21 protein-coding genes are annotated in these 20,677 nt (G+C 66.1%); 13 read left to right on the forward strand and 8 right to left on the reverse strand.

Annotated elements, in window-relative coordinates; translation table 11 throughout:
- The first annotated feature begins 14 nt into the window (after nt 1-14).
- Genes F1640_RS23975 through F1640_RS23985 form a run of 3 tightly spaced genes read left to right on the forward strand, consistent with a single transcriptional unit; the run spans nt 15 to nt 2,682 of the window.
- Complete coding sequence (locus F1640_RS23975; RefSeq protein ID WP_124809442.1) at nt 15-905, forward strand: fumarylacetoacetate hydrolase family protein; 891 nt, start codon at nt 15-17, stop codon at nt 903-905.
- Between the two features lie 7 nt (nt 906-912).
- Entirely contained in the window at nt 913-2,337 is a 1,425-nt protein-coding gene (locus F1640_RS23980) for an aldehyde dehydrogenase family protein (protein WP_124809443.1), read from the forward strand.
- A gap of 27 nt (nt 2,338-2,364) precedes the next feature.
- Nucleotides 2,365-2,682 (forward strand): 2Fe-2S iron-sulfur cluster-binding protein, encoded by a 318-nt coding sequence (locus F1640_RS23985; RefSeq protein WP_124809444.1) that lies wholly within the window; start codon nt 2,365-2,367, stop codon nt 2,680-2,682.
- On the opposite strand, the gene F1640_RS23990 is transcribed toward F1640_RS23985, so the two are convergent.
- From F1640_RS23990 to F1640_RS24015, 6 genes are all read right to left on the reverse strand, one after another.
- Nucleotides 2,679-3,977: a chloride channel protein gene (locus tag F1640_RS23990; protein ID WP_375336211.1), complete on the reverse strand. Its 1,299-nt coding sequence runs from the start codon at nt 3,975-3,977 to the stop codon at nt 2,679-2,681. The two genes, F1640_RS23985 and F1640_RS23990, sit on opposite strands and share 4 nt — an antisense overlap.
- 133 nt (nt 3,978-4,110) lie before the next feature.
- On the reverse strand, nt 4,111-4,890 hold the full coding sequence (locus F1640_RS23995) for a DNA-binding domain-containing protein (protein ID WP_124809446.1): 780 nt from the start codon (nt 4,888-4,890) through the stop codon (nt 4,111-4,113).
- Entirely contained in the window at nt 4,881-5,717 is an 837-nt protein-coding gene (locus F1640_RS24000) for a DUF692 domain-containing protein (RefSeq protein ID WP_124809447.1), read from the reverse strand. Before F1640_RS24000 ends, F1640_RS23995 begins: the two co-directional genes overlap by 10 nt.
- A 72-nt stretch (nt 5,718-5,789) precedes the next feature.
- The gene (locus tag F1640_RS24005) at nt 5,790-6,059 is read right to left on the reverse strand and encodes a hypothetical protein (protein ID WP_124809448.1); all 270 of its coding nucleotides are present in this window, start codon (nt 6,057-6,059) and stop codon (nt 5,790-5,792) included.
- 77 nt (nt 6,060-6,136) lie between these two features.
- Nucleotides 6,137-6,778 carry a DUF1109 domain-containing protein gene (locus tag F1640_RS24010; protein WP_124809449.1) on the reverse strand — a complete coding sequence of 214 codons (642 nt, stop codon included), beginning with the start codon at nt 6,776-6,778 and terminating at the stop codon, nt 6,137-6,139.
- On the reverse strand, nt 6,775-7,314 hold the full coding sequence (locus tag F1640_RS24015) for a sigma-70 family RNA polymerase sigma factor (RefSeq protein WP_124809450.1): 540 nt from the start codon (nt 7,312-7,314) through the stop codon (nt 6,775-6,777). Before F1640_RS24015 ends, F1640_RS24010 begins: the two co-directional genes overlap by 4 nt.
- Nucleotides 7,315-7,489: 175 nt before the next feature.
- Here F1640_RS24015 and F1640_RS24020 point away from each other — a divergent pair, with 175 nt between their 5' ends.
- Entirely contained in the window at nt 7,490-7,753 is a 264-nt protein-coding gene (locus F1640_RS24020) for a DUF2282 domain-containing protein (RefSeq protein ID WP_124809451.1), read from the forward strand.
- Nucleotides 7,754-7,827: 74 nt separating this feature from the next.
- Nucleotides 7,828-8,274: a DoxX family protein gene (locus F1640_RS24025; RefSeq protein WP_124809452.1), complete on the forward strand. Its 447-nt coding sequence runs from the start codon at nt 7,828-7,830 to the stop codon at nt 8,272-8,274.
- Between the two features lie 110 nt (nt 8,275-8,384).
- On the opposite strand, the gene F1640_RS24030 is transcribed toward F1640_RS24025, so the two are convergent.
- A complete protein-coding gene (locus tag F1640_RS24030) occupies nt 8,385-9,656 on the reverse strand; it encodes a Rieske 2Fe-2S domain-containing protein (protein ID WP_190287244.1) in 1,272 nt (423 codons plus the stop codon).
- A gap of 214 nt (nt 9,657-9,870) precedes the next feature.
- On the opposite strand from F1640_RS24030, the gene F1640_RS24035 reads away from it, so the two are divergent.
- From F1640_RS24035 to F1640_RS24050, 4 genes are read left to right on the forward strand one after another with little or no spacing between them, the layout of a single operon-like run.
- On the forward strand, nt 9,871-12,309 hold the full coding sequence (locus tag F1640_RS24035) for a TonB-dependent receptor (protein WP_124809454.1): 2,439 nt from the start codon (nt 9,871-9,873) through the stop codon (nt 12,307-12,309).
- A 36-nt stretch (nt 12,310-12,345) separates the two neighbouring features.
- The gene (locus F1640_RS24040; protein ID WP_124809455.1) at nt 12,346-13,254 is read left to right on the forward strand and encodes a VOC family protein; all 909 of its coding nucleotides are present in this window, start codon (nt 12,346-12,348) and stop codon (nt 13,252-13,254) included.
- A complete protein-coding gene (locus F1640_RS24045) occupies nt 13,251-14,366 on the forward strand; it encodes an FAD-dependent oxidoreductase (protein ID WP_124809456.1) in 1,116 nt (371 codons plus the stop codon). The genes F1640_RS24040 and F1640_RS24045 overlap by 4 nt, the downstream gene beginning before the upstream one ends.
- A gap of 34 nt (nt 14,367-14,400) precedes the next feature.
- The gene (locus F1640_RS24050) at nt 14,401-15,369 is read left to right on the forward strand and encodes a fumarylacetoacetate hydrolase family protein (protein ID WP_194921985.1); all 969 of its coding nucleotides are present in this window, start codon (nt 14,401-14,403) and stop codon (nt 15,367-15,369) included.
- Here F1640_RS24050 and F1640_RS24055 read toward each other — a convergent pair.
- Nucleotides 15,366-16,007 (reverse strand): TetR/AcrR family transcriptional regulator, encoded by a 642-nt coding sequence (locus F1640_RS24055; protein ID WP_124809458.1) that lies wholly within the window; start codon nt 16,005-16,007, stop codon nt 15,366-15,368. The genes F1640_RS24050 and F1640_RS24055 overlap by 4 nt on opposite strands.
- Before the next feature lie 79 nt (nt 16,008-16,086).
- Here F1640_RS24055 and F1640_RS24060 point away from each other — a divergent pair, with 79 nt between their 5' ends.
- The 4 genes from F1640_RS24060 to F1640_RS24075 are packed head-to-tail and all read left to right on the forward strand — an operon-like array spanning nt 16,087 to nt 20,672.
- The gene (locus F1640_RS24060) at nt 16,087-17,070 is read left to right on the forward strand and encodes an MBL fold metallo-hydrolase (RefSeq protein ID WP_124809459.1); all 984 of its coding nucleotides are present in this window, start codon (nt 16,087-16,089) and stop codon (nt 17,068-17,070) included.
- Entirely contained in the window at nt 17,060-18,361 is a 1,302-nt protein-coding gene (locus F1640_RS24065; RefSeq protein WP_124809460.1) for a fumarylacetoacetate hydrolase family protein, read from the forward strand. Before F1640_RS24060 ends, F1640_RS24065 begins: the two co-directional genes overlap by 11 nt.
- The gene (locus F1640_RS24070) at nt 18,358-19,404 is read left to right on the forward strand and encodes an amidohydrolase family protein (protein WP_124809461.1); all 1,047 of its coding nucleotides are present in this window, start codon (nt 18,358-18,360) and stop codon (nt 19,402-19,404) included. Before F1640_RS24065 ends, F1640_RS24070 begins: the two co-directional genes overlap by 4 nt.
- Nucleotides 19,401-20,672, forward strand: coding sequence for an MFS transporter (locus F1640_RS24075; protein WP_124809462.1), 1,272 nt, complete (start codon nt 19,401-19,403; stop codon nt 20,670-20,672). Before F1640_RS24070 ends, F1640_RS24075 begins: the two co-directional genes overlap by 4 nt.
- Nucleotides 20,673-20,677 lie beyond the last annotated feature (5 nt).

Genomic DNA, 20,677 nt, shown 5'->3' on the forward strand with positions numbered 1-20,677 from the left:
CCAGGGAGTTTCTCATGACCGTCGAGTACCGCCGCATCCTTCTGGATGGCTATCCGATCCTCACCACCCGCGAAGGCGATCTGCTGGTGACGCGCGATGGCCGCTCGATCGGTGTGGACGATGCGGTGCACCTGCCGCCGTGCAACCCCAGCAAGATCGTCTGCGTCCACCTGAACTACCACAGCCGGGTCGACGAGTTCATCACCAAGCTGCCGCCCGCGCCCACCTATTTCCACAAGCCGCCGACGGCGCTGAACACGCACAAGGGTGATGTGGTGCGCCCCGAACGCTGCAAGTGGCTGAACTACGAAGGCGAGATCGCGATCGTCATCGGCCGCACCTGCCGCAATATCGCGCCGTCCGAGGCGGCCGACTACATCGCCGGCTACAGCGTGGCGAACGACTACGGTCTCCACGATTTCCGCGATACCGACGCTGGCTCGATGCTGCGCGTGAAGGGATCGGACACGCTTTGCCCGATCGGCCCCGGCCTCGTGACCGGATGGGATTTCCGCAACAAGCGCATCCGCACTTACGTCAACGGCGAGCTGCGCCAGGACGATACCACCGCCAACATGGAATGGGACATGCACTATCTGGTCGCCGATATCGCGCGGACGATCACGCTGGAGCCGGGCGACGTGCTGCTTTCGGGCACGCCGGCCAACAGCCGGCCTGTGCAGCCCGGCGATCTGGTGGAAGTCGAAGTCGAGGGGCTGGGGCGGCTGGCCAACCGCATCGTCCATGGCCCCACGCCGATCCGCGACGATTGCGGCGCGCAGCCGACCGAATCCGAGGAAGTCATCTCCACCGCGATGGGCGGCGACTGGGAGTTCCGGGGCAAGCGCGCGGCCGGCGGACAGGGCGCGCAGTTCTACGAATCCCGTCTGGACGAGAAGAAGTAGGCGCGCGATGGCCGATACCACCCGGTTCTACATCGGCGGCCGCTGGATCGCGCCGCACGGGGCGGACCGCGCGCCCGTCATAAACCCGGCGGACCTTTCCACCGTCGCCGAAGTCGCGCTGGGCGATGCCGACGATGCCGAAGCCGCGATCGCGGCGGCCCGCGCGGCGTTTTCCTCGTGGTCGCAGGTGCGGCCCGCCGAACGGCTGTCGCTGATCCGGGCGATCAACGAAGCGCTGATCGCCCGCAACGACGAGATCGCGGATGCAATCTCGGCCGAAATGGGTGCGCCGAAAGGTCTTGCCCGGCGGGCGCAGGCCCCTTCGGGACCGCAGCACTTCGGCGAGATCATCCGCGTGATGGAGACGTTCGCGTTCGAGGAGCCGCTCGGCACCACGCTGCTACGGCACGAACCGATCGGCGTCTGCGTGCTGATCACGCCGTGGAACTGGCCGATGAACCAGATTGCGACCAAGGTCGCCCCGGCGCTGGCCGCCGGCTGTACGATGGTGCTCAAGCCCAGCGAACTCGCGCCGATCGACGCCGCGATCCTGGCCGAAGTGATCGACAGCGTGGGCGTGCCACCCGGCGTGTTCAACCTCGTCCATGGCACCGGGCCGGGCATTGGCGACGCGCTGACGCGGCACCCGGACGTGGACATGGTCTCGTTCACCGGATCGACGCGCGCGGGCGTGGCGATTTCGGTGAATGCCGCCCCCACGGTCAAGCGCGTGGCGCTGGAACTGGGCGGAAAATCCGCCAATATCGTGCTGCCCGATGCCGATCTGGCGAAGGCCATCCCGGCCAGCGTGCGCGGCTGCATGGGCAACAGCGGGCAGAGCTGCAACGCGCCGACGCGCCTGCTGGTCCCGCGTGCGCGCCTTGCGGAGGTACACGCGCTGGCGGCACAGGCGGCCGATGCGCTCAGCGTCGGGTTGCCCGCCGATGACCCGTTCATGGGGCCGATCGCCAACGCGCCGCAGTACCGCCGCGTGGTGGGCATGATCGAGCAGGCGGTCGCGGAAGGTGCGACGCTGCTTGCGGGTGGCCCGGAATGCCCGGAGGCGCTGAAGCCGGGTCTGTTCGTGCGGCCGACCGTGCTGGGCGATGTCACGCCCGCGATGACCGTCGCGCGCGAGGAAGTGTTCGGCCCAGTCCTGTCGATCATCGCCTACGATACGGTGGAGCAGGCGGTGCAGATCGCCAACGACACGCCCTATGGCCTGTCCGGCTACGTCTGGGGCGCCGACCTCGACGCGTGCCGCGACGTCGTCGCGCGACTGCGCACGGGCATGGTCCACCTCAACGGCGCTTCGCTCGACAGCGCAGCCCCGTTCGGCGGGTACAAGATGTCCGGCAATGGCCGCGAATGGGGCGTTTACGGACTGCGCGAATTTCTGGAAGTCAAATCGGTCTATGGCGGAGCGGCCTGATCGGAACCGATACGGGAAGAGCGGGATATGATTGGAGTGATCGTGGAAAACCTCGCCGGCGAGGTCCGGACCATCGACGCGGGCGAAGGCCTGTCGCTAATGGAGGCCCTGCGCGAAAACGGTTTCGACGAGGTCATGGCGCTGTGTGGCGGGTGCTGTTCCTGCGCAACGTGCCATGTCGTGATCGACGATGCCTACGTGGGGTTGTTGCCCACCCTGTCGCCTGACGAGAACGACCTGCTCGACAGCGTGGACGACCGCGCTTCCGGGTCGCGCCTTTCGTGCCAGATTCCGCTGGTGCCAGCGCTCGACGGCATCCGCGTGAGGCTTGTTCCGGAAGGCTAGTCCCTGGGCAGGAAGCGCAGCGACAGGCCGTGGTAGAGCTTTTCGTGGCTGATCGTGCTGGCCGCGAAATCGCCGATCAGCGCGGCGGCCAGCAGCGGCATCATCAGGCCCCGGCTGGCGGTCGTCTCCGAAATGATGATCACCGACGTCAGCGGGGCGCGCACCACGCCGCTGAAATAGGCGACCATGCCCAGCAGCACCACCGCGCCTGCCGGATAGCCGGGTAGCAGGCTGCGCAGCATGTCGCCGATCCCCGCCCCGATCGAGAGCGAGGGCGCGAAGATGCCGCCGGGCAGGCCGGAAACGACCGTGGCCAGCGTTGCCGCAAATTTGGCCGCGCCGAACCACAGCGGCACATCGCGCCCCTCGATCACGCTGCGCGCCGCCTGATAGCCGGTGCCCCACGTCAGGCCGGTCGCGACGCCGAGACCGGCGACGACCAGCCCGCAGCCGAGCGCCAGCAGCAGCGGCCGTGCCCGTAACCAGGCCATCGGCGCGAAGCGCGTCGTGCCGGCCGACAGCATCAGGTGCGAGAAGCAGCCGCCGGCAAGGCCGCCCAGCACGCCCGCCACCGGCGTCGCGACGAGCGCTTGCGTGACGTTCAGCGTCTGGCGCATCTCGCCGAAATAGACGTAGTCGCCGGCAAGGCCCAGGCTAACCATGCCCGCGATCAGCACGGTCGCCATGACCAGCAGCGTGGTGCGCTGTTCATAGGCGGCGGCGAGTTCCTCGATGGCGAAGGCCACGCCCGCCAGTGGCGTGTTGAAAGCCGCGGCCACGCCCGCCGCACCGCCGGCAATATAGACCGAAGCGCGCAGCGGCACCCGCATCAGCCGGTGGGAATAGCCCATGATCGCGGCGGCGATCTGTACGGTCGGCCCTTCGCGTCCCACGGAAGCCCCGAACAGCAGCGCCCCAATGGTCAGGAAGAATTTCACGATCGCGGTCCGCCCCGACACGAGACCGCCGAGCGCCGCTTCGGGGTCTTTGGTCGCGGCCATCACCTGCGGAATGCCCGATCCCTTGGCCGCCGGTGCAAGGCGCAGGGTCAGCCAGGCGAAGGCGACGAACCCGGCGGGCGTCAGCACCAGCGGCATCCACCACCAGTGCGCGACGATGTCCTGAAAGCCCTCGTTCGCCCTGTCGGCCAGGGTGGCGAACAGCAGCGCGACCAGCCCGATGAGGGTGCCGCCGCCCAGCAGCGCCACGCGCCGCCGCCAGATGAACGCTTCCGGCCCGTGGCGGCGCAGCAGAATGCGGACCCGCCGGGGAAGAAAGCGCTGGAGGGGATTCACGACAAGGGCCTTTCCGGTGCCGGCGGCCATCAACTGGTGGAGCCGCCTTGCATTCGCATCGCTCTATGCGGGCGATGGCGGGGGAATGTCCACCCGGCAGGTTGGCATGGCGTGATTCTACAGGGCTTTGGCTTCAGCGATCGGGGTGCCGCAGCAGGCCCGCCTGACTCCAACGCGCGAGCAGTTCACCCGCCAGCGCGATGCCGTGGTCTGGCCCCAGCGCCTCGACCAGTTCCTCGCACATCGTCTCGAAACGCAAGCCGGTGGCGAGGCGGGGCAGCAGGGCCGCTTCCTGCGCGTCCATCAGCTGAAAGCAGCAGGTGAAATCGTGCCGCCACAGGATCAGCGCGCGCACCCCGCCGTCATGATCGGCGGCGGGTGGTGTTTCCTCGCGGTTCAACGCGGCCCATATGTCGGCAGCGTTGGTGGAAAGAGCGAGGAAGGTTGCCGAGGGGACGAGCCGCAGCGTGGCGGTATCCCAGGCCACGTCGGGAATGTCGGCCAGCGACAGGGCAGGGGCGTCGGGCGCGACGAAGGCTTCGGCCAGCGCCAGTTCCAGCCGGGCGAGGTCCGCCGCTTCGGGCTGGTCCGGAAACAGCGCCGCCAGCGTCCCCGGCAGGCCTTCGGCATATTCGTCAAGTGTCCAGCTGTGCGGCGGCACGGCATCGACATGATGGGCGGCGGCGCTGCGGAAAGCGTCTGCGCCGATCAGGGCCAGCGTCTGAGGATAGCTCGCTTCCAGGCAGTCCATCAACTGCGCGCGATAATTGTTCTGGTAAACCGAAAGACCGCGCCGGTCGGCGAGCGGCAGGCGCTCGGCCGCGCTTTCGTCCGCTTCGGCCAGCCACCGGCGGAAGTCGGCTTGCATCGCGCCGAGGCTGTTCGCGTGCGGCTTGGTCGTGTTCAGGCCCATGCCGGGCTTCCGTTGCGCGCAATCGAGCGAGCGACGTCCAGTTCGTCGAGCAGATCGGCCAGCGGCGGGATGTTGTCGTCGCGCTCGATCATCACGGCGACGTCGGTGCCGAGCTTGCGCATCACCGTGCCGAACAAGGCCCAGACCGGATCGGGCACGGGCTGGTCGTGCGTGTCGATCAGCAGTTCGCGGCCCTGCGTGTGGCCGGCGAGATGGATCTGGCGGACCTGCTCCAGCGGCACACCGGCGACATAGGCGTGCGCATCGAAGCCGTGGTTCACCGCACTGACGTGAATGTTGTTCACATCGAGCAGCAGGCCGCAGCCGGTACGCTGGCACAGCGCGGCGATGAATTCCCACTCGGTCATCTCCGCGCCGGTAAAGGCGAGGTAGCTGGACGGGTTCTCGATCACCAGCGCCCGCCGCAGAATGTCCTGCGCCCGATCGACGTTGCGGCACACCACGTCCAGCGCCTCTTCCGTATAGGGCAGGGGCAGCAGGTCGTGCGAATTGAACCCGCCGGTGCGCGTCCAGCACAGGTGATCCGAAACAAGCATCGGCTCCACCTCGTCCGCCAGCGCCCTGAGCCGCAGCAGATAGTCGCGATCGATGCCGTCGGCGGAACCGATCGACATCGAGACGCCGTGCAGCGCCACGGGATGCTTTTCGCGCACCCGGCGCAGCACGTCGCGCGGGCGCCCGCCAGGGACCATGAAGTTTTCGGAGATGACCTCGACAAAATCGACCGGAACGTCGCCTTCCAGAAAGTCATGGTAGTGCGGCTTGCGCAAACCCAGCCCGAAACGGGGAGCGAGGGGAGATGTCATGAGGGGCGCTCCGGCAGGGTTGGTGCGGACCCGCCGGCCGCGCGCGGACGCGCGACCGGCACAGGCCGCAAATCAGCGCGGAGCGGTCAGGCTGCCGCCGGCCTTGGTGCATTCGGCCGCGGTCGTGTCCTTGAAACCCTGACCCTTGCAGTCGTTCATGCCCTTGCAGTCATGGTTGCCCGACTTGCAATCGGACTGGCCCTTGCAGGCGTTGATGCCATAGCAGGCGACCTTGGGCGCTTCGTGATGCTTGGCCAGCGCGGGCGTGCTGCCGGCCATCGAAGCGGCGGCGATCAGGGCGGCGGTGGCGGCGAAGCTGATGCTCTTGGTGGACGCTTTCATGGTATTCTCCTGAAGACTTGCCTGAGTGGCATTGGTACTTCGGGCGACCGGCTGCGACGGTTACAGATTTTTGCGAGTCACCACCGCAGTAATTTCGGCCCCAGCATCGCGCCCGTCAACGCTGCCAGCGCGATGCCGAGCGAATACCACGTCAACACGAAAATCGCCGAGACTTCCGGGCAATGCAGGCAATAGAGCGTGGCCGCCCAGGCGCCCGCCGTGAGGCCGGCGGTGGCGCCCGCGGCGCGCAGCCGCGTGGGGGCCAGCCGCCGGAACGACCACAGCAGCCCTCCGAAAATCGGGATCGCCAGCAGGAATACGTTGCGCGAACAGATCTTCCAGCTCGCGCCCAGCCACATCGCCATCCATTCGGACGAGGGCGTCTTGGCCATTTCCGCGATGCTGATCGCCGCAAGGCCAGCCACCGGCAAGGCCATGATCCACAGCCAGCCGAGCGCGCCGCCATCGGGCCTGCCGAGCCGCGCGGTCGCCAGTGTCGCGCAGAGGGCCAGGGACGCGGTGTAGAGCCACTTCATCCAGAACGCGCCACCATGCATGGCGATCCACAGATCGGGCCGGAAGCCCAGCCATACGCCGACGGCAAGCAGAGTCCCTCCGCCCCCAAGGATCAAGCCGGCGATCAGCCTCCGGCGCAAGGCATGGCGCGGCATGGGTTTGACGTCCTTCGTCAGGCTGTCGATGAGGTCGTCGGTGTTCATTTCAATGTGTCCCTGACCCGTGCGGCGAGCGCTTTCAGCCCGCGATGCACGGATACTTTAACGTCGGATTCGCCCATGGCGTGCCGAGCGGCGGCTTCGGCCGTGCTGAGTCCGTCTATCCGCGTGGCCCGGATGGCGGCCGCCTGTTTGGCCGGGATCGTATCGAGCAGGCGGGAGACGTCCGAACGGGCGTTGCTGGCGTCCTCGAAGCCTTCGACGACGAGAATGTCCTCCAATCCCTCGATCGCGCACGTCCGCCCAGTACGCCTGAAGCTGTCGATCATCTTGTAGCGCGCGATCGCGAAAACCCAGGCCATCAGCGGCCGCGCGGGATCGTATGTGATGCGCCGCTGGTGAACCGCGATCAGTGTTTCCTGGACAAGGTCTTCCACATCGTCCTCGCGCCCGCTCATCCGGCGGCGATAGAACTGGCGCAGCACCGGCAGCAGCCCGCGCAACAGCAACTGGTGCGCGGCCGCATCGCCGTCCAGCCCGCGTGTCATCCACGCCTTCAGTTGATCTTCGCTTGCCTGCATGTGCATTTCCCGAAGCCGTTTCGGGGCCGAAGGGCCGATGGTTACAGCCGGACAGGCAATCCGGCAAAAATTTTACCGGTCGATGTCCGTAACCGGACCGCGCCCCTGATCGAAATGCGGTGGTCGGACCTGATACGGCCGGTGGATCAACGAAACCCGCAAAGGAGAATGGATCATGAAAATCACGCACGCGGCGCTGGCTGCCGCCATCGCCATCGGCGCCAGCACCGCTGTCAGCGCGGCGGACGCGCCGCAAATGGAAAAGTGCTACGGCGTGGCCAAGGCCGGCAAGAACGACTGCAAGGCCGGCGCCGGCACCAGCTGCGCCGGAACCTCGCGCGTCGACTACCAGGGCGATGCCTGGAAGCTGGTGAAGGCCGGCACCTGCACGCACATCCGCACGCCAAAGGGCTTCGGGTCGCTAACCCCCCGTACCTGAAGCTCCTGCCCGGCCGGTTGACTTGCCCCCGTTCCTCACCGGCCGGGCCCTTCCTTTTGCCTGGGAGACGGCTCATGAACCCTGAACGCAAATCCGGTTTAGGCGTCCTTGTCGCGCGGATCGGCAGCGACGACGTGCTGCTCCTGCTCGACCGGATCGCCATCGCGCCGGTCTTCTTCCTGTCGGGCCGATCGAAAGTGGAAGGCCTGTTCACGATCACCGACGGCACGTTCGAGCTGTTCCGCAGCGAATATGCGCTGCCATTGCTGCCGCCGGTGCTGGCGGCGTGGATGGCCACGATCGCCGAACACCTGTTCTCGACCATGCTCGTCCTTGGCCTCGGCACGCGCATCGCCGCATTCGGCCTGCTGGGCATGACGGCGGTGATCGAGATCTTCGTCTATCCCGACGCCTGGCCCACGCACCTGACCTGGGCCGCGCTGCTGCTGCCGCTGGTGCTGCGTGGCGGTGGCCGCTTCTCGCTTGATGCCGTGCTCACCAGATCGCGGGCCGCACGCTAAAAGGCACCGCTCGCCGTTTCGCGCGGTGCCTGTCGTCAGAACATTTTGCGCCGATCCACGCGCAAATTTGTGGGGCGCCAGATCGGGGGCGCAGAGCGACGGGTTCCGCCCTAAGCGCTTTCGTGTCCGGCGAGCAGGGCTTGCCGGACATCGCGCCAGTTTTCTGTCTTGGGGTAGGCGAAGCTTAGCGCGCGGATGGTTCGCAGTTCCGCCTGGGGACCGGTGAACGGTACGGTCGACGTCGATTCATAAGACCGGACCGCATCGAGCAACATGCGGCGCGCACGGTAGATTACGCGGTCGCACGTGCCGAGGTATTCGCGGCTGCGGTCCACGATGGTCCCCATCGATTCCTGCACGGCGAAATCCTCGTAGGGGTTGCCGCGGTTGACGATGCCGGACCAGTGGCCGGCCTTCATCGCTTCGCGGTTCTGATGCCAGAGGTTGGATTCATCGCCCATGTCCGAATTGAAATGGTCGGGATCACCGCTCCAGTTGCCCATCAGCGTCAGGTTGCTGCCATCGACGGGCGCGTCGGCGTCATAGGATATGTACCATTGCGCGGTGGTTTCGTCGTCGATCGGAATCGAGCAGCACACGATCCGCGCGCCGGTGGGGGCGGCGGGGATGAAGCTGAAGAAGGGCAGGGCGACCTCGCGCACCCGGGCATAGTCCTGATCGCCCAGTTCCGTGCGGATCGCTCCTTCGGTGAAGCCATAGGGCTTTTCGTCGAACTCGAACACCGGCGCGCCGTCACCCAGCATCATGTCGCTCTCTTCCAGAAAGAGCGACCGGCCGACCGCGCTGTCGAGATTGGTGGCGTGCAGGAATGTCACGTGCGCGCTGTCGAGCAGGGCTTCGAGACCCTGCAGCCAGTTGGTCTTGATGATCCCGCGCAAGGGGAACACGTGCGCATCGGGCAGTTGCGTGAACTCGAAGTCGGGGAAGGGCGGGGGCGTCTCTTGCGCGCCCATGTAGACCCACACGAGCCCGCCGGCCTCGCGCGTGGGATGGCTGCGGACGGGCACGCTTTGCGCAAACCGTTCCCGCTGGCCGCGCGGTTCCGTGGGGGCATCGACGCATTCGCCGTCGACGCTGAACTTCCAGCCATGGAAAATGCAGCGCAGGCCGTTCCCTTCGTTGCGCGCCAGGCGCAGGCTCGCGCAACGATGCGGGCACGCTTCCTGCAGAAAGCCGACTCGTCCGTCGGTCGCGCGGAAGGCGACGAAGTTCTCGCCGAAAAGGCGGACCTTCTCCGGCGCGCCATCGGCTTCCAGCTTGGCCGAGCGGCACGCCGGCACCCAGTATTCCCGAAGCATGGTGCCCATCGGCGTGCCTGGCCCGATCCGGGTAAGCAGGGTGTTGTCGGCGGCGTTCAGCATGTTCGATCTCCCAATCGCGGTGCCAAGGTCGGCCGCAAAGGCCGCCTTGCGGATTTCCCCCAAGGCTAGGACGATAATTCCTGTTGGCAAGAAATAATTCATGCGGGAGGGGCGCGAGGCCCACGCACCCGCTTGCGGAGCCCTATATTTCATGATAGCCGGAATTAATAATTCAGCCGCCCAAGAATAATGGGCGCTTAACGGGAGAGGGACCATGAAGCGATTCCATGGCAATGCGTGTGTGATGGCCATCGCGCTCGGAACGTTGCCGGCCACGGCCTATGCCGAAGCTGGTGATGCCGACCCGCAGGCAGGGCAGTTGGGCGAGATCATTGTGACCGCCGAAAGGGTGAGCCAGAGCCAGCAAAAGACACCCCTGGCGATCGACGTGGTAACGGCGGATGATCTGGCGATACAGCGCGTCACGCGCGCGGAAGACCTTTCCCGCACCTCCCCCGCGCTAGCGACCATCGGTGGCTCCGGTGGCACGACCACGTTCTATCTGCGCGGCGTGGGCAACAATACGGTCAACGCCTATTCCGACCCCGCCATCGCCTTCAATTTCGATGGGGTTTACATCGGGCGCCCCACCTCAACCTCCGGCATGTTCTATGACCTGGCCCGCGTGGAAGTGCTCAAGGGGCCGCAAGGCACGCTCTACGGGCGCAATGCCACGGGCGGCGCGATCAACGTCATTCCCAACCGTCCGAAACTGAACAGCACCGCGGGCGAGGTCAGCGCCGGCTATGGCAACTACAACTGGTTGACGCTGCAGGGGGCGGTGAACCTGCCTCTGGGCGAGAACGTGGCGATCCGCGCGGCGGGCAATCTCTCCCGCCATGATGCCTTTCTCAGCGATGGCACCGGGAACCAGCGGGAAGCCGGCGCCAGGGTCCAGATCTATGCGGAGCCGAGCGCAGCGCTCGATCTGCGGCTGGCGTTCGACTACGCCCACCAGGGCGGCGCCAGTGCCTCTGGGTATTACGTTGGCGCGGTGAACCCGACCTTCGGCCCGACGGGTTTCGCCGGATACAACTTCGTGCCCTCGGGCTTTTCCACGCAGCAGGGAACCGGCGATCCCGCGTCGCAGGGCTTGCTGGCCTCGCGCTTTCTGACGCAGGCGGGGCGTGCCGGCGCGGTGCAGGACGGCCGTCCTTCCAACGACAACAGCTACTGGGGCGTCACCGCCGAACTGAACTACAAGACCGATGCCGGGACGCTGACGATCCAGCCGGCCTGGCGCGAGGCAAACCTCGATTACGTCTTCACCAACATCTTCCGTGAATCCGGGTCGAAGGAAAAGGACCGGCAGGCCAGCGTCGAGGCGCGGTGGGCAGGCAGCTTGGGCAAGCAGCTGGATTACCTGATCGGCGGCATCTATTACGACGAGCGGATTTCGGCGAGCGCGTGGTACAACCAGTGGACGCTTTCGCCATTCCAGAACTTCAAGACCAGCACGGAATCGTGGGCGGGCTTCGGCAAGGTTACCTTCAAGCCGGTGGAGAAGCTGAGCCTGACGGCAGCCGGGCGCTACACGTCGGACCGCAAGACCTTCAACGGCACGTCGCAGGTCTATCTGCTGTTCTGCGGCCAGCCCGGAATAGGCAATGTCTGTCCGAACACGCCGCTTATCCCCCGCGTGCAGACCGCCGCCGATGTGGAAGCGTTCTACACCGCCAACGGTGTGCCCATCACCAACGTGCCGCTGTTCGCCCTGCCGCCGGTTGCTGGCGGTTCGACCACGGCGCCGTTCGTGCTGCGCTCGCCGATCCCGGTCAATTCCGGCCTGCGGAACAACAAGTTTACCTATCGCCTTGCCGCGCAGTACGATTTTTCGCCGCGCAACATGGTCTATGCCAGCTTTGAAACGGGATACCACGCGGGGGGCTTCACGTTTGCCCGCGGACTGGAATCCTATGCGCCGGAAACGCTCGATGCCTACACTATCGGTTCAAAGAACCGGTTCTTCGGCAACAAGCTGCAGGTCAATCTCGAAGGCTTTATCTGGAAGTATCGCAACCAGCAGTTCAGCCAGTTCGGCTATGACCTCGGCAATCCGCCATCGACGGTGTTCCTGACGCGCAACATCGGCAACAGCACGATCAAGGGCTTCGATCTCGATGTCGAACTCCTTGCCGCGACGGATACCCTGCTGTCCGGCTCGGTGCAGTATCTCGACACGAGCTATGACAGCTTCGTCTATTACGTGCCGAACCAGGGACTGCCGCCCAACACGGCCTGCCCCTTCGCGCCGACCACGCAGACGACGCCGGGCGGCACGATCAACGTCTTCGCGATCGACTGTTCGGGCCGGCCCGCATTCAACGCCCCGAAGTGGTCCGTCACGCTCAACGGGCAGCAAACGTTCCACGTCGATACGCTCAAGCTGGTGCTCCAGGCCAATACCCGGTTCCGCAGTTCCAGCTTCGTCAGCGCCGATTACCTTTCGTACCTGAAGGCTCCGGCCAATTTCGTCACCACGCTTTCGGTGACACTGGCGGAGGAAAGCGATCGCTGGTCGATCACGGGCTATGTCTTCAACGTGGAAAACAACCAGCGCATCGTGAACCCCTTTACCAACAGCGCCAACCTGATCGTCGCCAACGCGGAGCAGCCCCGCACCTATGGCGTCCGGGCGGCATTCAAGTTCTAGCACGAGCCAGCACCAGCGAACTGGAGCCATATCAACATGACAGTTTCGGTTACCGACCTTCAGTACGTCGCCCTCGCGGTTCCCGACATTGCGGCGGAAAGCGATTTCTTCCGCGATGTCTGGAAGCTCGAACCCGGGTTCGAGCAGAACGGGATGGTGTACCTCGCTGCGGTAGGGTCTTCGCACCCTTACGTGATCCGCCTGCGCCAGGACGAGGTCCGCAAGACCGATCTGATCGGCTATTCGGCGGCGAGCCGGTCCGATGTCGATGCCCTGTTCGCGCAAGTGCGGGGTTCGGGCGCGAAGATCATCAGCGAGCCCGTCGAACTGGACGGCCCAGCGGGGGGCTACGGCTTCCGGGCCTTCGATCCGGACGGTCACGCCTTCGAAGTGGTCACCGGCAGCGCACAGCGCACGGTGGGCGACCTGCCGCCCGCGCTGGCGGCTCCCTTGCGCATCAGCCACGTCGTGCTCCATTCGCCGGCGCACAAGGCGCTGGAGCAATGGTATCGCGACGTCCTGGGCTTCCGGCTTTCGGACTGGCTGGGCGATTTCATGGTGTTCCTGCGCTGCAATCCGGCCCACCACCGCCTGGCGATCCTGCCGGGACCGCCCGCGCTCAACCACATCGCGTTCGACGTCGCCTCGATCGATGCCCTGATGCGCGGCCTGGCCCGGATGAACGGCGCGGGGATCGAACTGCAATGGGGGCCAGGGCGCCATACGGCGGGCAACAACACGTTCACCTATTACACCACGCCCAACGGCAACACGGTGGAATACACGTCGGACCTCGAGGAAGTTGACGAGGCGACATGGCAGCCGAAGGTCCACACGCCGGGGCTCGAGACGATGGACCAGTGGGGCACCGGGCGGATCATTCCCGGAAACAAGCCTCATGCCGAAATGGCGCCCGATCCGGCGCTGTGGCAGGTGCCGGCATGATCGCCTCGGCACTGGTGATCGGTGGCGGCATCGCGGGGATGAGCGCCGCGCTCGTGCTAAGCGGGCAGGGCGTGACGGTCGATCTGATCGATGCCGATCCCGAATGGCGCACCTATGGCGCGGGCATCAGCGTGACCGGCACCTCGCTGCGCGCGCTCGACGATCTCGGCTTGCTCGATGAAGTGCGCCGGCGCGGGCACGTCGGCTCGGGCTTCAAGGGGCGCTCGCCCGATGGCGGCATCCTGTTCGAAGCGCCGCCGGTGCCGGATGCCGCCCCGATCAACTGCAGCGGCGGCATCATGCGGCCCGAACTGCACGAGATCCTTTCCGCGCGGGTCAAGGCCTCGCCGGCGACCGTGCGGCTCGGCACGACGGTCGCCGCGCTCGATGATACGGGCGATGGCGTCGACGTCGCATTCTCGGATGGATCACGGGGGCGCTTCGATCTGGTGATCGGAGCGGACGGCATCTATTCGCAGACCCGCGGCGCTCTATTCCCCGATGCCCCCGCCCCGGTTTTCACCGGGCAGGGCTGCTGGAGAGCGATAGCACCGCGGCCAGAGGGCATGACCGGGACGGAGATGTTCTTCGGCGGGCCGGTGAAGCTGGGCTTCAATCCCGTTTCGCCCACGCACATGTACCTGTTCGCGCTGGAGCACGTGCCCGACAATCCACGCTATGCGTCGGAGGACATGGTCGGCCGCCTCAAGGACCTGCTGGCGGGCTTCGGAAGTTATGTCGCCGATGTGCGCGATGGCCTGGGCGATCATTCGCTGGTGAACTACCGGCCGCTGGAATGGCAACTGCTGGCCGATCCCTGGTACAAGGGGCGCGTCGTGCTGGTCGGCGATGCCGCCCACGCCACCACACCCCACATGGCGTCGGGCGCGGGCATGGCGATCGAGGACGCGCTCGTGCTGGGGCGCGAGCTTGCCGCGCATGACAGCGTCGATGCCGCGCTGGCCTCGTTCATGGCGCACCGCTTCGAACGCGCGCGGATCGTGGTGGAGAACTCGGTGCGGATCGGCACGATCGAGATGACCGGGGGGGACCAGGTGGAAGCCAATCGTATGCTGGGCGGCACGCTGGCGGCCCTCCAGAAGCCCTATTGAAGCCAGAAGCCTGTTGAAGAAGGGGCAACCGAACGTGGACTTTACCGGTATCGCAACGATCAAGGTCGATGGCGCGCCTGCGGCGGTGGCCGTGCGCGCGGGCAAGGCCTTGCCACTCGCGCGGGTTGGCCTGGCGAACGATGCCTTGCGGCTTGTTGAGGCGTGGGAAGAAACGTGCACGGCCATCGCCGGGCTCGGCGAGGATGCCTGGGCGCAGGCCGTGCCGTTCGACATGGCGGCCGCGCTGATTCCTTACGTGCCCCGGCAGGTGTTCTGCACGGGGGCGAACTATCGCAAGCACGTGATCGGCCTGATGATGGGCGATCCGTCGATGCGCACCGCCGACATGGAAGGCAAGTCGCCCGAGGAACTGCGCGCCCATGCCGAACGCGTGATGGACGAGAAGGCGAAGACATCGACCCCCTTCTGCTTCATCAAGCTGCCGTCCGCCGTGATCGGGCCGAACGACACGGTTGTCCTGCCGCGGCAGGTCGAAAAGCCCGATTGGGAACTGGAACTGGGCGTCGTCATCGGCAAGCGCTGCCGCCATGTGTCGCCCGAACAGGCCATGGATCACGTCGCCGCCTACGCCGTGGTGAACGACGTGACCGCGCGCGAACTGATATTTCGCAAGGACGGCTCGGCTGTGGGGCCGGACTGGCTGGCGGGCAAGAGTTTTCCCACGTTCCTGCCGTTCGGCCCCTTGCTGGTGCCGCGCCAGAACGTGGCCGATCCCTATGCGCTGAATATCCGGCTTTCGGTGAACGGCAAGGTTTATCAGGACGAATCCACGTCCGACATGATGATCGGCATCGAACGGCAGATCGCGTTCCTGTCGAGCATCGTGGAGCTGCAGCCCGGCGACTTGATCTGCACCGGTTCGCCCTACGGCAACGGATCGGCCTTCGGGGTTTACCTGCAGGATGGCGATGTGATGGAAGGAGAAATCACCGGCCTGGGGCAGCAGCGCAATCCTTGCGTGAAGGAAAGCGTCGCCGGTTAACGCCGGCGAAGCCCGTCCAGCAGGAGTTTCGGGACGAACGCCTCGTATTCCTGCTCCAGCGCGGCAAGATCGGTTCCTTCGGGCACGAGCATCTTCACCACTTCCTCGCCGGAGTGGAAGAAATCGCTGATCCCGATCACGGCCAGATGAACGAACAGAGGAGAGAAATCGGTCAGTTGCTTGTCGTGATCGGCATCGAGCAAGGCCTGGTAGGCCTCGACCGGCATGCTCTGCCACTTGCGCAGCTTCTCGCGCACTTCGGGCGAGCGGACGCTGCTCAATTCCTCCGCCATCAGCCGTTGCATGTATCGGGCCGAGCGGGTGAAGCGGAACGTGCGGTGGATCAGGTCTTCCAGCCCCGCCTCGGGCGTAAGGTCTTCCGAACGGCTTTCGACCTCGGCCTGAAGCGCGATCTGTTGCGTGACTTCCAGCAGCAGGGCCTCGCGCGAACCAAAATAGTACCGAACAAGGGCAGGGTCGGCCCCGGCCTCGCGCGCGATGGCGGCGATCGTCACTTGCGCCGGAGTCAATTCCTGCAGCAGCTTCTTGGCCGCGGCAATCAGCGTTTCCTTGCCGACGCCATCCCCCGAACCGACCGGTCGTCCCTTGCCCCTGCGCGGCTGTTTGCTGCTGCTCATTTTTCACCCTTAGCGCGCGACTTAATTCTTGAGAACAGGAATAAAAGCGTTAGGGTTGTGGCGGGAGAAGGAGACGGGAATGGCGAATTGGGCCTTCACGCAGGGCGTCCACGATATCGGCAATGGCGTTTACGGTTACGTTCAGCCTGATGGCACATGGGGATGGTCGAACGCCGGGCTGATCGTATCGCGGGGAGAAACCCTGCTGGTCGATACGCTGATGAGCCGGAGCCTGACCAGAACGATGCTGGCGGACTTTGCGCGCGTCGATGGCGGCGATCATATCGATCGTCTCGTGAACACGCACGCGAACCCCGATCATTTCGTGGGCAACGGGCTGGTCGAAGGGGCCGAGATCATCGCCACGGTCGAAACCGCGCGAGAGATGGGCGGGTTCGATCCGGTGCGCTTCGCCAGCCTGGCCGATAACTGGCAGGCGATGGGCGATGCCGGCGCCTTTCTCTACGAAACCATGGGCCGCAAGTTCGACTGGAGCGACCTCGATTCCGTCGCCATGCCCAACCGTACCTTCGAACAGTCGTTGCAGCTGAGCGTCGGCGATACCGCGGTCGAGCTGATCGACCTTGGCCCCGCGCACACCGCCTCCGACACGATTGCCTGGCTGCCGCAGCAGCGCGTGGTTTTCACCGGGGATCTGCTGTTCAACGAAGGGCATCCGATCATGTGGGATGGCCCGATCGAAAACTGGATCGCCGCCTGCGAACACATCATCGCGCTCGATCCCGAAGTGGTCGTGCCCGGCCACGGCCCGATCACGGATACCGTGGCAGTCGCCAACCTGCGCGACTACTTCGGCTATGTCCGGGACGAAGCGCGCCGGCGGTTCGAAGCCGGGATGGGCTGGAAGGAGGCTGGGCGCGACATCAACATGGCCGAGTATCGCGGCTGGACCGACCCGGAGCGCATCGTGGCCAACGTCTTCGCGCTGTACCGGCAGTGGGGCGCGCCGCTCGCGCCGGAGGACGGGGCCGACCTGTTCGGCGAAATGGGCCGCTATGCCAGCGAACTGGCAGCGCACGAAGGGTGTGGCCATGACCATTGATGCGCCGCTCAACGCCACGCACGATCCCGTCGCGCGGTCGTGGCTCGCTTCGGCCAACCTGCCCGAGACGGACTTCCCCATCCAGAACCTGCCGTTCGGGCTGTTCGAACACGGCGGCCGGGTGCGGGGCGGGGTGGCGCTTGGCGATTGCGTGATCGATCTGGCAGCGCTCGGCGCCAGCGGATTGCTCTGTGGCGACGGGGCGCTTGCGGCCGCAAAGGCGGCCAGCGGGGAAACGCTGGCGCCGCTGCTGGCCTGCGCGCCGGCCGACGTAAGCGCCTTGCGCGCGGAGCTTTCGCAGCTGTTCCGCGAGGGTGGCGGAGCCGACCGATCGGTGCTGGAGCCGATGCTCGTGCCGCTGTCGGACGTGACGATGCGCCTGCCGGTCCGTCCGCCGGCGTTCACCGATTTCTGCACGTCTTACGATCACATCGCGCGGATGGGCCGGAAGACGCCCGGCCTTGCGGCCCTGTCGCTGCCCGTCGCCTACAATGGCCGGGCGAGCTCGGTGGCGGTGAGCGGAACGCCGGTGCAGCGGCCGCTAGGGCAGTTCGAAACCGCGCCCGGCAGCGGCGAAGTGCGCTTCGGCGCGGAACCGATGCTCGATTTCGAACTGGAGTTCGGCGCCTGGCTGCGCGGCGGAAACCCTCCGGGCGAGCCGCTGACCATGGCGGAAGCAGAGCAGGCCCTGTTCGGATGCTGCCTTGTCAACGACTGGTCGGCGCGGGCCATCCAGTTCTTCGAATCCGTGCTCGGGCCGTATCTGGGCAAATCGTTCCTGACGACGGTCAGCCCATGGATCGTCACGATGGAAGCGCTGGCGCCGTTCCGCGTCGCGGCGCGGGGCCGCGACGAAGGCGAGCCCGCGCTTGCCGCACATCTTAGCGATCCCGCCGACATCGCCGGGGGAGGGCTTGCCATCGAGCTGACCGCAGAGCTCGCCGCGCCCGGCCTTTCCCCCCAGCGGATCGTACGCACCAACACGCGCGACCTGTACTGGACGCTGGCGCAGATGGTTGCCCACCAGACCTCCAACGGCACGCCGATCGATACCGGCGATCTTATCGCCACCGGGACCGTTTCCGGTCCAGAAGACGAAAGCCGGGCCTGCCTTGCCGAAATCACGCTGGGCAGCGGCGTGCCGATCACGCTGCCCGATGGCAGCACGCGCACGATGCTGGAGGACGGCGACATTCTGACCATACGCGGCCGCGCCACGCGCGATGGCTTCGTCCCGATCGGCTTCGGCGAATGCGCCGGGGCCATCCAACCTGCGCGGAGCCTTGCATGAGCCTGTTTACCTGCGGCGATCGTGCGCCGATCCCGGTTCGCGCACGCGGCCAGCATCTGGTTGTCGACATCCACTGCCATCTCGGCATTCCGGCTGCCGATGCCATCGTACAGGCGCGCTATCCCGGGCCGCCGCCGGGCATCAACGATTTCACCAGCGCCAAGACCGGCGAGGTCAACCGCGCGATGTTCGCGGCGATGGGCCGCACGCTCAACACGCTCGATACGCGCCTTGCCGACATGGACCGGCTGGGCATCGATGTGCAGGCGCTGTCGCCCAGCCCCGGACAATACTTCTACTATGCCGATGCGGAGACCGGCCGGGATGCCGCGCGGGCGGTGAACGACGGGATGGCGGCGGCGGTCGCCAGCCAGCCCGACCGGTTCGTGGGCATGGGCACGGTTCCGCTGCAGAACGCGGAAATGGCGATTGCCGAGATGCGCCGCTGCGTGGCCGAGCTTGATCTGCGCGGCATCGAGATCAGTTCGAATGTCAACGGCGAAGACCTTCACGCCGAACGGCTGCGCCCGTTCTGGGCGGCGGCCGAGGAGCTGGGCGTGCTGATCTTCCTGCACCCCCTGGGTTTCACGCAGGGACAGCGGATGAGCGAGTATTACTTCAACAACCTGATCGGCAATCCACTGGAGTCCACCCTTGCGATCGGACACCTGATTTTCAGCGGCACGCTGGACCGGCACCCGGGACTGAAAATCTGCGTGGCGCACGGCGGCGGCTATCTGCCTGGCTATTGGGGCCGCATGGACCATGGCTGGCGGGCAAGGGGGGATTGCAGCGAGCATTGCCAGCACGCGCCCTCAAGCTATCTGCGCAAGCTCTGGCTCGATACGCTTGTGTTCGATCAGGATCAGCTCGAAAGCTTGGTCCGCACGCATGGCGCGGATCGGCTGTGCCTGGGCACCGATTACCCCTTCGACATGGCGGAGCCCGATCCCGTCGGTTTCCACGCGCGGTTGGCGGAGGAGGACAAGGCGCGCATCCTTGGCCTCAATGCCGCCGATCTGCTGGGCCTGAAACGCGCATGACGCCGGTCGAGCCGGCGCCGCGGCAGGGCCTGTCGTCGTACTGGGCGCTCGCCGTCCTTTTCCTGACCAACGTTCTCAACCAGGGCGACAGGATGCTGTTCGGTGTGGTGGCCGAACCGCTACGCAACGACCTTGGATTGAGCGATACGCAGCTTGCTCTGGTCAGCGGTCTGTTCTTCGTGCTTTTCAGCCTGCTCGGGGGCGTGTTCATCGCCCGGCACGTGGACCGGGGCAACCGCGTCAGGATACTGGCGGCGGGCATCGTGCTGTGGTCGTTGGCGACAGCCTGGACCGGGCTTGCCCACGGCTACCTCACCCTGTCTCTGGCCCGGATTCTCGTCGGCATTGGCGAGGCGACGGCTTTTCCGGTGGCCATGTCGATGATCCCCGATCTTTTCCGGACCGAAGCGCGCGGCCGGGCCGTATCGATCTATCAGTCGAGCAATTTCGCCGGAATCGTCGGCGGCACGATACTGGCCGGGGTTCTTGCCGCCCTGATGGGGTGGCGCAGCATGTTCATCGTGTGCGGCGCAGCGGGCCTGGCGGTGGCCGCGCTTCTGGCCCTCACCGTGCGGGAACCCGCCCGCGCTCGCGCCGACGACGAGTCCCCCGTGGCCTACTGGACCGATCTCGTGACCGGCTTTCGCGCGGTGCTGCGCATAAGGGAGGTATTGTACCTTTCGGTGGGCCTTGGCTTCACCGCCATGATGGGTTCCGTGCTGGGAGCATGGGGGCCGGCTTTCCTGATCCGGCTGCACGGGATCGAACTGGGGCAGGTGGGGATTTTGATCGGTCCGCCGGTAGGACTTGGCGGCATCGTCGGGACCGTCGCGTCGGGTTTTCTCGCCGACGGCGTGGTGCGCCGCACCGGGCGGCGCGATGCCATGCTGCGGGTTTCGCTGGTGGCGGTCCTGCTCTCGCTGCCGTTCATGGCCGGCTTCGTCTTCGTGCGGGAAATCCAGCTTGCCCTGGTGTGCGCCGGCGTCATGAACCTTCTGCTCAGCGCGGCCATCCCCCCGATCATGAACTACGCGATCGGGCTGGTCGGACCGCGCGAGCGCGGGATCACCGCGACCGTCGTGATCATCCTGATGGGCCTCGTCGGGGGCGCGCTCGGCCCCGCTGTCGTCGGCGCGATCAGCGACGGGTGGCAGGCCGAACACGGCGCGCAGGCGCTCCGCTACGGGCTGGCGGCAATGCTGGTTTCCCCGATCATCGCCGGGTGGATCATCGCGTCCGTGCTGAGAACGGGCGACGTCAGGATCTGAACCGC

The sequence above is a fragment of the Novosphingobium sp. NBM11 genome (genome assembly GCF_015390225.1).
In the GTDB taxonomy this organism is placed as follows: Bacteria; Pseudomonadota; Alphaproteobacteria; order Sphingomonadales; family Sphingomonadaceae; genus Novosphingobium.

What these genes read in the sequence shown, in the direction of transcription:
- F1640_RS23975 (WP_124809442.1), top strand. Translation starts at nt 15, where the DNA reads ATGACCGTCGAGTACCGCCGCATCCTTCTGGATGGCTATCCGATCCTC.
- F1640_RS23980 (WP_124809443.1), top strand. Translation starts at nt 913, where the DNA reads ATGGCCGATACCACCCGGTTCTACATCGGCGGCCGCTGGATCGCGCCG.
- F1640_RS23985 (WP_124809444.1), top strand. Translation starts at nt 2,365, where the DNA reads ATGATTGGAGTGATCGTGGAAAACCTCGCCGGCGAGGTCCGGACCATC.
- F1640_RS23995 (WP_124809446.1), bottom strand. Translation starts at nt 4,890, where the DNA reads ATGGGCCTGAACACGACCAAGCCGCACGCGAACAGCCTCGGCGCGATG.
- F1640_RS24000 (WP_124809447.1), bottom strand. Translation starts at nt 5,717, where the DNA reads ATGACATCTCCCCTCGCTCCCCGTTTCGGGCTGGGTTTGCGCAAGCCG.
- F1640_RS24005 (WP_124809448.1), bottom strand. Translation starts at nt 6,059, where the DNA reads ATGAAAGCGTCCACCAAGAGCATCAGCTTCGCCGCCACCGCCGCCCTG.
- F1640_RS24010 (WP_124809449.1), bottom strand. Translation starts at nt 6,778, where the DNA reads ATGAACACCGACGACCTCATCGACAGCCTGACGAAGGACGTCAAACCC.
- F1640_RS24015 (WP_124809450.1), bottom strand. Translation starts at nt 7,314, where the DNA reads ATGCAGGCAAGCGAAGATCAACTGAAGGCGTGGATGACACGCGGGCTG.
- F1640_RS24020 (WP_124809451.1), top strand. Translation starts at nt 7,490, where the DNA reads ATGAAAATCACGCACGCGGCGCTGGCTGCCGCCATCGCCATCGGCGCC.
- F1640_RS24025 (WP_124809452.1), top strand. Translation starts at nt 7,828, where the DNA reads ATGAACCCTGAACGCAAATCCGGTTTAGGCGTCCTTGTCGCGCGGATC.
- F1640_RS24030 (WP_190287244.1), bottom strand. Translation starts at nt 9,656, where the DNA reads ATGCTGAACGCCGCCGACAACACCCTGCTTACCCGGATCGGGCCAGGC.
- F1640_RS24035 (WP_124809454.1), top strand. Translation starts at nt 9,871, where the DNA reads ATGAAGCGATTCCATGGCAATGCGTGTGTGATGGCCATCGCGCTCGGA.
- F1640_RS24040 (WP_124809455.1), top strand. Translation starts at nt 12,346, where the DNA reads ATGACAGTTTCGGTTACCGACCTTCAGTACGTCGCCCTCGCGGTTCCC.
- F1640_RS24045 (WP_124809456.1), top strand. Translation starts at nt 13,251, where the DNA reads ATGATCGCCTCGGCACTGGTGATCGGTGGCGGCATCGCGGGGATGAGC.
- F1640_RS24055 (WP_124809458.1), bottom strand. Translation starts at nt 16,007, where the DNA reads ATGAGCAGCAGCAAACAGCCGCGCAGGGGCAAGGGACGACCGGTCGGT.
- F1640_RS24060 (WP_124809459.1), top strand. Translation starts at nt 16,087, where the DNA reads ATGGCGAATTGGGCCTTCACGCAGGGCGTCCACGATATCGGCAATGGC.
- F1640_RS24065 (WP_124809460.1), top strand. Translation starts at nt 17,060, where the DNA reads ATGACCATTGATGCGCCGCTCAACGCCACGCACGATCCCGTCGCGCGG.
- F1640_RS24070 (WP_124809461.1), top strand. Translation starts at nt 18,358, where the DNA reads ATGAGCCTGTTTACCTGCGGCGATCGTGCGCCGATCCCGGTTCGCGCA.
- F1640_RS24075 (WP_124809462.1), top strand. Translation starts at nt 19,401, where the DNA reads ATGACGCCGGTCGAGCCGGCGCCGCGGCAGGGCCTGTCGTCGTACTGG.